Origin of the sequence: Clostridioides sp. GD02404 (assembly GCF_045898275.1) — a bacterium.
Taxonomy (GTDB): domain Bacteria; phylum Bacillota; class Clostridia; order Peptostreptococcales; family Peptostreptococcaceae; genus Clostridioides; species Clostridioides difficile_A.
The window spans coordinates 57,034-68,189 of sequence record NZ_JBJOCA010000010.1 but is presented as its reverse complement, the minus strand read 5'-3'; the positions used below and the strand labels follow the sequence as shown (position 1 = coordinate 68,189).

The window sequence follows — 11,156 nt, the reverse complement described above, 5'->3', positions numbered from 1 at the left end:
TATCCATTTTCTAAAAAAAGGTAACTATTATTAAAAATATTATCTTCTAGTGTTTATATATCATATATAACTTTGAACAAAAACAAGGGCTAAAAAGTGTAAATCTCACTTTTTAGCCCTTGTTTAATTATTCATTTATTTCATGTAGAAATAGCCCACATCTTACTTTAGGTTCAAACCATGTTGATTTTGCTGGCATTATCTTGCCTGCATCTGCTACTCTTATCAAATCCTCAATACTAGTTGGATACATTGCAAAAGCTATCTTCATATCTTCATTAACTCTTTTTTCTAATTCTTCAAGACCTCTTATACCACCAATAAAGTCAATTCTTTTATCTACTCTAGGATTCTCGATTCCTAAAATAGCATCAATAACATAGTCTTGTAATATAGAAATATCTAATGAATCAACAGGGTCTTCTATTTCTAATAAATTCTTATTAGCCTCCATTTTGTACCATTTATTGCCTAGATACATCCCGAAAGTTCCTTTTTTGTCAGGTTTATATTTTTCTTTTCCTTCTATTTCTTCTAGCTCAAAATTTTCTTTTATTTTATTTATAAATTCTTCCTCACTTAAACCATTTAAGTCTTTGATAACTCTATTATAATCCAAAACCATTAGGTTCTCATCTGGTGCAATCATAGCTATAAAATAATTAAATTCTTCTTTTCCAGTATAGTTTGGATTTTTAGCTCTCATTTCTTTTGCTACATTTTCTGCTGAAGCTGTCCTATGATGACCATCTGCAATATATAGATAATCTAATTTCCCAAATTCATCTACTAAATTACATATTATATCATCATTCTCAATCTTCCATACTGTATGCTCTATCTTGTCATCTGTTACAAAATCGTATAAAGGGTCATTATTATCCATAAAATCATTGATTATATCATCTATCAATCTTTGATGTTTATAAGTTACAAGTATAGTTCCCGTATTAGCATCACAGTATTTTATATGCTTAGTTCTATCAATTTCCTTTTCTGGTCGAGTGTATTCATGTTTTTTTATTGTTCCATTTAAGCTTTCATCAACTGATATGCATGCTACTATACCAACTTGAGCTCTACCATCCATGATTTGTTTATATATATATATACACTCTTTATCATCTTTTACTAGAATTTCTTGTTGTCGAAATTCATCTAAATTTTCTCGCGCTTTTAAATAAACTTTTTCATCATATAAATCTATATCTTCATCTAAATCAATTTCTGATTTATCTATATGCAAAAATGAATATGGATTCCCTTCTGCAATTTTTCTAGCTTCTTTACTGTTCATAACATCGTAAGGAAGTGCTGCTACTTTATCTACTATATATTTATTTGGTCTAATCGCCTTAAATGGTTTAATAGTTGCCATTACTCATTTCCCCCTAATTATATAAATATTTTATAATGCTACCTCTATTAGATTATTAAAGTCAAGAAAGAAATCTTGAATCACATTTACTATTTCTTCTCCTATTCTTTCTTGAGCTTCTACTGTAGATGCCCCAATATGAGGTGTAGGAGAAACTCTTGGATGATTTACTAAGTCTAGATTTAATGTAGGTTCTTGTTCATAAACATCTATAGCAGCTGCTGATAATTTACCTTCATCTAATGCTTTTAGTAAATCTTTCTCATCAACTAAACCGCCTCTTGCACAGTTTATTAAATAAGCACCATCTTTCATCTTGTTTATTTCTTTTTCAGTTATTACTGCCCCCTTATTCTTATCAAATGGTATGTGTAAAGATAAGAAATCTGCCTTTTCTAAAACTTCTTCCATATCACAGAATCTATATTTGTTAAAGCCTTGTGCTTCACCCATTATGTCAGTATATATGACATCCATACCTAATAGTTCGGCTCTCTTTGCAACTTCTTTTGCAATTCTTCCAAAACCGATAAGTCCAAGTGTCTTTCCATTAATTTCTGTACCTTTATATTTTTTCTTCTCCCATTTTCCATCTCTCATAGTTACATTTGCAGTATTTATGAATCTTGCAAGTACAAATAATTGACCTATTGTAAGCTCTGCAACAGATATACTACTTGCATTTGGAGTATTCATAACTTTTATGCCATTAGCTTCTGCATATTTAACATCTATGTTATCTAATCCTACTCCACCTCTTACTATTAACTTCAATTTTTTGCCCTCTAATGCTTTATCTATTACATCCTTAGTAACTTTAGTAGCTGAACGTACTACAAGTACATCAACATCTTTAAGTTTATCTCCTAAAACATCTTTTTCATAAAACTGCTCTATCACATTAAAATTTAACTCTCTCAATTTTCTCGCTGCTTCTTTCTCTATTCCATCAGTAATTAATATATTATACATAACAAACTCCTCCAATTTTTATTCACTTAATTTTCCCAATTTTTATTTTTTAAAGTATTTTTATCCATAAAACACTTTATTTAGTTTAACTTTCTGTTTATATAATTTTCAAAATATTTTTTTATTAAAGTCATATCAAATTTCCCTATTCTTTGTTAAAAATTTAATATGTAATTTTTATAAAATATATTCTACTATATATTATAAATTTCTATTAAAAATACATAATTTTATAATATTATTTATTAAAACCTAATATATCATCAATATTATCTAGTAATTCTTGTACATCTTCGACAGTATAGTCACCCATATGTGAAATTCTAAAAGTTTTTTCTTTTAAATCGCCATAGCCATTTGCTATCTGGAATCCTCGTTCTTGTAATTTTGAATTTAAATTTGATACACTAATACCTTGAGTATTTTCTATAACAGTAAGTGTATTGGATAAGTGATTTTCATTGGTAAAAATTTGGAAGTGTTTTTTAGCCCAGTTTCTAACTAAGTTTGCCATGTCTTCATGTCTGTTAAACCTGTTATCTAAGCCTTCATCTAATATATTATCTAATTGGAAATCTAAAGCGAACATGTGAGAAAGAGATGGTGTTGAAGGGTATTGGTAGTTTTTCTTGATTAAGTATTCATACATTGCTAACAAATCAAGATATACTCCTCTAAAAGGTACTTGCTTAGCTCTATCGATTGCTTTTTGAGAAAATGTGCAAATAGACATTCCTGGTGGTAATCCCAGTGCTTTTTGTACTGATGTTATACAAATATCTATTCCAATCTTATCAACCTCGACTTTTATTCCACCGGCTGAACTTACAGTGTCTACACAGTAGACCACATCTTTATACTTTTTAACAACTTCTCCAATTTCTTCTATTGGGTTTCTTATTCCAGTTGAAGTTTCATTGTGAGTTACAGTTATTAAATCGTATTCTCCAGTAGAAAGCACCTTATCAACCATTTCTGGTGTTGTTGCCTCTCCTAATTCAACTTTAAATATATCCGCTGGGACATTATTAGCCACTGCCATTTTGTACCATCTATCACCAAAGGATCCACAGGAAAATACTGCTGCCTTTTTGGATGTACAGGAACGAATGGAGCCTTCCATTAAACCAGTTCCGGATGACGTGGATAAAAGTATCGTGTTGTTTGTATAGAATAGTTTTTGCATTTTTTCACTTATACTCTTTTGGAGTACAGATGCATCTTTTCCTCTATGTCCTATCATTGGTGTAGCCATCTTTTGCAAGACTTCTTCTTTAACATCAATAGGACCAGGAATAAATAATTTCTTACTCATTATAATTCCCCCCTTTTTTAGTTTGTAATATGGATAGCGTTTTTACTGTCCTTATTTTTAATAACTATAATATCAAGCTGAATTAACTATGTCAACATAAAATTTATTTTTTATATATAATTTTTATTATATATTTTATGAAATCATTCATTTTGCACATCATCACAAGTCTGAATATTCTGAAATATACTCTCAAAAAAAATAGACTTTTTAGCTATGTAAATTAATTTTTTTGATATGTAAATTTAATGCTATTAAGAGAAATCTTTTTAGTATAGCTAATTTATTTTTATTTTATATTTTTTATAGAATTTTTTAATTTTATGTTTTTTAGATATAAACTTTTTTTAATTAAAGTTCAATATATTCTACATTTTCTTTTGATTCTTCAAAAAACCATTCTTCATCAGAAAAGTCACCTTCTGAAATTTGACCAATAGGCATTTTCATATATTTTCCAGTTGCTGTCACTGCTACATCTCCATTTGGTAGAATGATTTCACCTGTACCTTCAAACAATTTCCTATTTTCTTTAGTTATTCTTCCAACAACTTTTATAGTCGCATCCGTTGGCACTGGCTTTTTATATTTCAATTCTAAAGATACTGTCACTCCCCAAATTTGGTCATCATTTATACTTACAGCTCTTCCAATAGTCTCATCCAATATTGCAGCAGACATACCTCCATGTACTCTTCCTGGATAACTCTGATGCCAATCTTTTGTATTACAAATTGATACAAGTTCTCCATTTTCAAGTTCATAAAAATCTGCTTTAAGTCCTAGTTCATTTTGTGTTCCACAAACTAAACAAGATTTGCTACTATTTTGCTTCTTTAAAACCTTATACTTTGCCAAAAAATCCATCTCCTAACCTACATTGATAGTTGCTTAATATTAAATAATTCTAAAATATATTATATAATATTAATTAAATACCTGCAAACTTCTAATACTAAAAATAGACTATTTCGATATGATGACTTTAATCTTATGTATTACTTTCTAAAAAAACACAATATGGTTTTATGTAATTAAAATTACTCAAAACCATATTGTGCTCTAAAAATAAACTATATTAAAACAGATTTTTTACTAATTTCCCAAATCATACATTCAATCTGTATTATATAAATTAAATTATAATTCTAAATTTCATTTACTATTAATTCGCCCATTTCCTTAGTTCCTACAACAGTTCCCATACCATTATAAATATCACTAGTTCTATAGCCTTTATTAAGTACACTTTGCACAGCATCTTCAATACACTTAGCTTCCTCTTCTAAATTAAAACTATGTCTTAGCATCATGCTTACAGATAGAATAGTTGCAATTGGGTTTACAATATTTTTTCCTGCTATATCAGGTGCACTTCCATGTATTGGCTCATACATACCAAAACTATCTTCTCTAAGTGATGCTGATGGTAACATACCTATAGAACCTGTAATCATGGATGCTTCATCAGATATTATATCTCCAAATATATTATTAGTTACTATTACGTCAAACTGACTAGGGTCTCTTACAACTTGCATCGCAGCATTATCAACATACATATGAGATAACTCTACATCCTCAAACTCTTTAGCTAGTTCTTCCATTATACTTCTCCATAGTCTTGAACTCTCAAGCACATTTGCCTTATCCACACTTATAAGTTTTCCTTTTCTATCTCTAGCTATTTCAAAAGCTCTTTTTCCAATTCTTCTTATTTCATTCTCGTTATATGTCTCTACATCATAAGCATTTTCAATGCCATCAATAATTTTTCTTCCACGTTCTCCAAAATAAATGCCCCCTGTTAACTCTCTCACAACAATAAAATCAATGCCTTTCTCAACTATATCTGCTCTAAGTGGTGAAGCTTCTTTTATACTTTCATACATTGTAGCTGGTCTTAAGTTAGCAAATAATCCCAATGACTCTCTTAACTTTAAAAGACCTGCTTCTGGTCTTATATCACCCTTACATTTATCCCACTTTGGACCTCCAACAGCACCAAGTAATACAGCCTCACTTTTTCGACAAACTTCAACAGTTTTATTTGGTAAGGCCTCTCCAGTTTCATCTATAGCACATCCTCCAGCTAATACATATTCACAATCGAATCTATGGTTAAATTTAAAGCAAATTTTATTTAGAACCTTTATACCTTCTTCTATTATTTCTGGTCCAACACCATCACCTTTTATGACTGCTATATTATAATTCATAACCCACTACCCCCTGTTTACTTTTATTGAATTGATTAAGCCTTCATTTAGTATAATATTTTGCATAAACTCAGGAAATGGTTCTGCCTTATACTCTTTTCCTTTTGTTATATTTTTTATGACACCTGTAGAAAAATCTACTTCTATATTATCTCCTTCTTCTATATTGTTAGCAGCCTCTTCACATTCAAGTATAGGAAGCCCTATATTTATAGAGTTTCTAAAGAATATTCTAGCAAAAGTAGAAGCAATTACACAGGATACTCCACTTTCTTTTATTACAATTGGAGCATGTTCTCTTGATGAACCACAACCAAAGTTTTTAGTGGCAACTATAATGTCTCCTTTTTTTACCTTAGAAACAAATTTATCATCAATATCCTCCATACAATGCATAGCTAATTCTTTATAATCAGCTATATTTAAATATCTAGCTGGTATTATTACATCTGTATCTATATTATCTCCGAATTTAAAAACACTTCCATTAGCAATCATAAACTTTACCTCCTTTAAATTATCTCTGATGGTTTTGATATTTTACCAGTTATAGCTGATGCTGCTGCTACAGCTGGGCTTGAAAGATATACTTCTGAATCAACATGCCCCATTCTTCCTACAAAGTTCCTATTTGTTGTTGAAATTGATTTTTCTCCTGATGCAAGTATTCCCATGTGACCTCCTAAACAAGGTCCACAAGTTGGAGTGGAAACTGCTGCTCCTGCCTCTATAAATGTAGTGATATAACCTCTTTCTATAGCTTCAAGATATACTTGTTGAGTTCCAGGGAATATCATTACTCTGACTCCATCTGCTACTTTTTTACCTTTCATGATTTCAGCCGCTACTTCAAGGTCTGATATTCTTCCATTTGTACAAGAACCGATTACAACTTGGTCTATCTTTATATCTTTATCAATCTCATCTACTGTTTTAGTGTTTTCAGGAAGATGAGGAAAAGCTACTGTCTCTCTTAATTCAGCTAAATCAATTTCATATACTTCATCATAAACAGCATCTTCATCTGCTTCATATACACTTACATCTTTCGTTATTGTTGTACACTTATGTGAATTTATATATTCCATAGTTTTATCATCTACTGAAAAAATTCCATTTTTAGCACCTGCTTCTATTGCCATATTACAAATAGTAAATCTATCATCCATAGATAAATACTTTACTCCATCTCCGCAAAACTCCATTGACTTATAAAGTGCACCATCAACTCCTATCTTACCTATTATATGAAGTATTACATCTTTACCACTTATCCATTTATTTGGTTTATTCTTCAATATAAATTTTATTGCTCCAGGTACCTTAAACCAACATTTTCCTGTAGCCATACCTGCTCCCATGTCAGTTGAGCCTACTCCAGTGGAAAATGCTCCTAAGGCTCCATATGTGCAAGTATGGGAATCTGCACCTATAATTACATCTCCAGCTGTTACTATCCCTTTTTCAGGAAGAAGAACATGTTCTATTCCCATCTCTCCTACATCAAAGAAATTTATAACGCCTTTTGACTTCGCGAAACTTCTTGTAAACTTACATTGCTCTGCACTTTTTATATCTTTGTTAGGTGCAAAGTGGTCTAAGACCATTACTACTTTAGTCTTATCATAAACATCTTCAATACCTAATTTTTCGAACTCTCTAATGGCTACTGGTGATGTTATATCATTTCCTAAAACTATATCTAAATCTGCTTCAATTAGCTGCCCTTTCTTAACCTCATTTAAATTAGCATGTTTTGCTAAGATTTTCTGTGTCATAGTCATCCCCATCTTTTACTTCCTCCTCAATATAACTTTTATTTATCGCGTTCATAAGTGCATTAATAGCTGCTGTATTTATATTTTCTGATATACTTACACCAAAATAGACTTTATCATTGTGTTCTATCCCTACATAAGCGACACCTCTTGAATGTGAGCCTTCTTCTAATGCATGCTCCCAATAGTATCTGAATTTGTAATCTTTCATGCCACATTCTTTTAATGCATTATTAAATGAATCTACAGGTCCATTTCCTATACCAACAATTCTTTGTTCATTTCCCATGTAAGTTACTCTTGCGGTCATCTCAATCATATTAGTATCATTAGAATCATCATTTTCATAGTTTAGTTCATCCATTGATTTTATTTTATATTTTTTAACTTTATAAGGACTCTCAACATCAATATATTCCTTCTTAAATAAGTTAAATATTGCTTCACTGCTAAGCTCTTCCCCTATTCTATCAGATTCCATTTTTACTACATTTCCAAAATCAGAATGCATATTCTTAGGTATCATAAATCCATAATCTGTTTCCATTATATAAATAGCTCCTCCTTTTCCGGATTGGCTATTTATTCTAATAATCTCTTTGTATTCTCTTCCTATATCATGAGGGTCTATTGGTAAATATGGAACTTCCCAGTAATCATTAGCTCTGTTTTTCATTGCTATCATGCCTTTTCTAATAGCATCTTGATGAGAACCAGAAAAAGCACAATGTACAAGATTCCCTGCATATGGATGTCTATCATGGACTACAAGTTTTGTACATCCCTCATATATTTCTCTTATCTTATCAATATTGCTAAAATCTAACTCTGGGTCTATTCCTTGTGTATAAAGATTAAGTCCGACATTCACTATATCCATATTCCCAGTTCTTTCACCATTTCCAAATAAGGTACCCTCAAGTCTATCTGCCCCAGCTAATAATCCAAGTTCACTTGCTGCTGTACAAGTCCCTCTATCATTATGAGTATGCAAACTTAATATGATAGAATCTCTACAACTTACATTTTCACAAAACCATTCTATTTGGTCTGCATATACATTTGGTGTTGCCATTTCCACTGTTGATGGAAGATTTATTATCACTTTCTTTTGTGGAGTTGGCTTCCAGATATCTATCACTGCCTCACATATTTCAAGTGCATAATCCATTTCTGTTCCTGTAAAACTTTCTGGTGAATATTCAAAAGTAAACTCTGTCTCTGGATATTTTTTTATCTCTTCATTGAACAATTTTGCCCCTTCAACTGCTATATCTATTATTTCTTGCTTACTCATATTAAAGACTACTTCTCTTTGAAGAACTGATGTAGAATTATATAAATGTATAATTGCTTTCTTACACCCTCTTATTGATTCAAATGTTTTTTCTATAAGATGAGCTCTGGATTGTGTAAGAACTTGTATAGTTACATCATCTGGAATCATATTCTCATCTATTAATTTTCTTAAGAATGTGTACTCTGTATTTGATGCTGATGGAAATCCCACTTCTATTTCCTTAAATCCTGTATCTAAAAGCATTTTGAACATTCTGACTTTTTCATCTACACTCATAGGTGTTGGTAGTGATTGATTTCCATCCCTTAAATCAACACTACACCAAATTGGAGCCTTAAATATCTCTTTGTCTGGCCATTTACGATTTTCTATTTGCATTTTTCCATACTTTTTATACTTTCCATATTTCATGTTATTTCCCCCTTTTATGTTTTTTGTATCCAGTATACCTTATATCGACGCAATCCTACCCCATTTAATTCATAAGAATAAATATTAATTTTATCATTAGAATAAAAATAACCCCATCTCTAGTAAAATTAGAGACGAGGTTTTGCTCGCGGTACCACTCTATTTAGCTTTCTAAAAAGCTCTCTTAGTAATAGCCAACATAAATAATTATAATGACTATATTTCCTATAACGTGGAATTACTCCGATTATCCTAAGACATAAATCTTAGGAAACAGCTCCTAGACAAGTTCAGAACTATCAACTACTAAATCACACCATACTTTAGCTCTCTGAAAGTTTCATTGTTCTTACTGCTTCTATTCATCGCTTTTTTAATCATTTAAATTTTCTAAATATTTTGATTTAATAGTTATTATATACACATTAAAATATATTGTCAACACAAAAAAAATAAATATCTATATTTTTTTATTTTTTATTTTTAACAAGTAATTTTATAAACCATGCTAACTATTGAAAACAGTATAGTGTTATCCCTTAAATTTTTTCAACTTTTCGTCTATGATATTTAATAATTTTTTTTCATCTTCAAAGCTCAGTGCACTCAATCTTATTTTATAATTAGAATCATCTGTATATATATTTAATACTTTTTTTACCACTTCTATTTTTTCTATTATTTTATAGTTAAACTTTTGATTTTTTTGGGATTTTATACTGAATATACATTGATTATTTATTAATATTGAATGATTATCAAGAGTAAGATACACTTTTCCCTCATATTTATTAAAAAAATCACGTCCTTGTTTAAAAAGAAAAACTGCTATTACTATACATAAAAGATATAAGATTTTGGTTGAATATATAAAAATTGTAGCTAAAATTACAAGTGCTAAAAGCATATATATAACCATTCCTTTTTTAAAATAGCCATTGTCATAATAATTCATATAGATAAACTTATTTTTACTCAAATTTTTTCACTCCCACGATTCTAAAAATTTATATCAAAAAACTCTATAATTTCATCTTCATGATAATTTATGACCAATTCATCTGGGAAATCTATTGATTTTAAAACTTTCTCTGCATTTTCAAATTCACCTATAGAATAACATATATGAGAGTCTGTACCAAGAATCACTCTTACCCCATGTGTTTTACATAACATTAACATGTGACTTGCATTTTCCCAAGTTCCAGTTCTATGAGAGTTTGAACTTAATGAAGAATTATTTATTTCCAAAAGAATATTTTTTTCTTTAGCTTTCTTTACTATAGATTCATAATCTAAAGGATATCTACTATCATCTGGATGACCAATTATTTTTACTTTAGGTTTATCCATTACATTCAAAATAGCATTTGTATTTTCTTCTTTTGTTCCTGAAATTATACAAGGTCTATGAAGACTTGCAATTACATAGTCTAGATGCTGTAACATATCTTCCTGAACATCTAAATTTCCATCATAATCCATTATATTTCCTTCTATTCCTCTAAGGACTCTTACATCTTGTACTTTTCGTGGAAGTAGATGTAAATTATAAAAATAAAATGGATGTGGCCCTCCTGGCATATTAGGCCCATGGTCTGATATTCCTAGATACTTTATATTTTTATGAACTGCTTCTTCGACATTTTCTTTAAAAGTACTATGTGCATGTCCACTTATTAAGGTATGACAATGTACATCTATAATAGACTTTTTCATTAAGTTTCCTCCTGATATTTTATATAATTTTTTGTAGATAGCTAAAGGGCTATTTCAAAACTAA

General features: G+C 30.0%; 10 protein-coding genes and 1 other annotated feature. All 10 genes read right to left on the bottom strand.

Features of this window, described 5'->3' with window-relative positions:
• Positions 1-127 precede the first annotated feature (127 nt).
• On the bottom strand, positions 128-1,378 hold the full coding sequence (locus tag Q3287_RS08065; protein WP_054269539.1) for a DUF1015 domain-containing protein: 1,251 nt from the start codon (positions 1,376-1,378) through the stop codon (positions 128-130).
• Between the two features lie 30 nt (positions 1,379-1,408).
• A complete protein-coding gene (locus tag Q3287_RS08060; RefSeq protein ID WP_054269538.1) occupies positions 1,409-2,350 on the bottom strand; it encodes a D-2-hydroxyacid dehydrogenase in 942 nt (313 codons plus the stop codon).
• A 238-nt stretch (positions 2,351-2,588) separates the two neighbouring features.
• Positions 2,589-3,665 carry an alanine--glyoxylate aminotransferase family protein gene (locus Q3287_RS08055; protein WP_021383755.1) on the bottom strand — a complete coding sequence of 359 codons (1,077 nt, stop codon included), beginning with the start codon at positions 3,663-3,665 and terminating at the stop codon, positions 2,589-2,591.
• Between the two features lie 351 nt (positions 3,666-4,016).
• Complete coding sequence (locus Q3287_RS08050) at positions 4,017-4,532, bottom strand: PaaI family thioesterase (protein WP_054269537.1); 516 nt, start codon at positions 4,530-4,532, stop codon at positions 4,017-4,019.
• Between the two features lie 281 nt (positions 4,533-4,813).
• Positions 4,814-5,884, bottom strand: coding sequence for a 3-isopropylmalate dehydrogenase (gene leuB, locus Q3287_RS08045; protein ID WP_054269536.1), 1,071 nt, complete (start codon positions 5,882-5,884; stop codon positions 4,814-4,816).
• A 6-nt stretch (positions 5,885-5,890) separates the two neighbouring features.
• On the bottom strand, positions 5,891-6,382 hold the full coding sequence (gene leuD, locus Q3287_RS08040; protein WP_054269535.1) for a 3-isopropylmalate dehydratase small subunit: 492 nt from the start codon (positions 6,380-6,382) through the stop codon (positions 5,891-5,893).
• Between the two features lie 14 nt (positions 6,383-6,396).
• Positions 6,397-7,674: a 3-isopropylmalate dehydratase large subunit gene (leuC, locus tag Q3287_RS08035; protein ID WP_054276154.1), complete on the bottom strand. Its 1,278-nt coding sequence runs from the start codon at positions 7,672-7,674 to the stop codon at positions 6,397-6,399.
• Complete coding sequence (gene leuA / locus Q3287_RS08030; RefSeq protein ID WP_407963830.1) at positions 7,631-9,373, bottom strand: 2-isopropylmalate synthase; 1,743 nt, start codon at positions 9,371-9,373, stop codon at positions 7,631-7,633. Before leuA ends, leuC begins: the two co-directional genes overlap by 44 nt.
• Positions 9,374-9,500: 127 nt before the next feature.
• Positions 9,501-9,748: a binding site (T-box leader), on the bottom strand.
• Positions 9,749-9,905: 157 nt separating this feature from the next.
• Positions 9,906-10,352 carry a hypothetical protein gene (locus tag Q3287_RS08025; RefSeq protein WP_407963829.1) on the bottom strand — a complete coding sequence of 149 codons (447 nt, stop codon included), beginning with the start codon at positions 10,350-10,352 and terminating at the stop codon, positions 9,906-9,908.
• A 20-nt stretch (positions 10,353-10,372) separates the two neighbouring features.
• Positions 10,373-11,092 carry a phosphatase gene (locus Q3287_RS08020; RefSeq protein ID WP_407963828.1) on the bottom strand — a complete coding sequence of 240 codons (720 nt, stop codon included), beginning with the start codon at positions 11,090-11,092 and terminating at the stop codon, positions 10,373-10,375.
• Between the last annotated feature and the right edge of the window lie 64 nt (positions 11,093-11,156).

Bases quoted from the DNA above. Each gene is read 5' to 3' on its own strand.
- Q3287_RS08065 (WP_054269539.1), bottom strand. From the start codon at position 1,378: ATGGCAACTATTAAACCATTTAAGGCGATTAGACCAAATAAATATATA.
- Q3287_RS08050 (WP_054269537.1), bottom strand. From the start codon at position 4,532: ATGGATTTTTTGGCAAAGTATAAGGTTTTAAAGAAGCAAAATAGTAGC.
- Q3287_RS08060 (WP_054269538.1), bottom strand. From the start codon at position 2,350: ATGTATAATATATTAATTACTGATGGAATAGAGAAAGAAGCAGCGAGA.
- leuD (WP_054269535.1), bottom strand. From the start codon at position 6,382: ATGATTGCTAATGGAAGTGTTTTTAAATTCGGAGATAATATAGATACA.
- Q3287_RS08020 (WP_407963828.1), bottom strand. From the start codon at position 11,092: ATGAAAAAGTCTATTATAGATGTACATTGTCATACCTTAATAAGTGGA.
- leuB (WP_054269536.1), bottom strand. From the start codon at position 5,884: ATGAATTATAATATAGCAGTCATAAAAGGTGATGGTGTTGGACCAGAA.
- leuA (WP_407963830.1), bottom strand. From the start codon at position 9,373: ATGAAATATGGAAAGTATAAAAAGTATGGAAAAATGCAAATAGAAAAT.
- leuC (WP_054276154.1), bottom strand. From the start codon at position 7,674: ATGGGGATGACTATGACACAGAAAATCTTAGCAAAACATGCTAATTTA.
- Q3287_RS08055 (WP_021383755.1), bottom strand. From the start codon at position 3,665: ATGAGTAAGAAATTATTTATTCCTGGTCCTATTGATGTTAAAGAAGAA.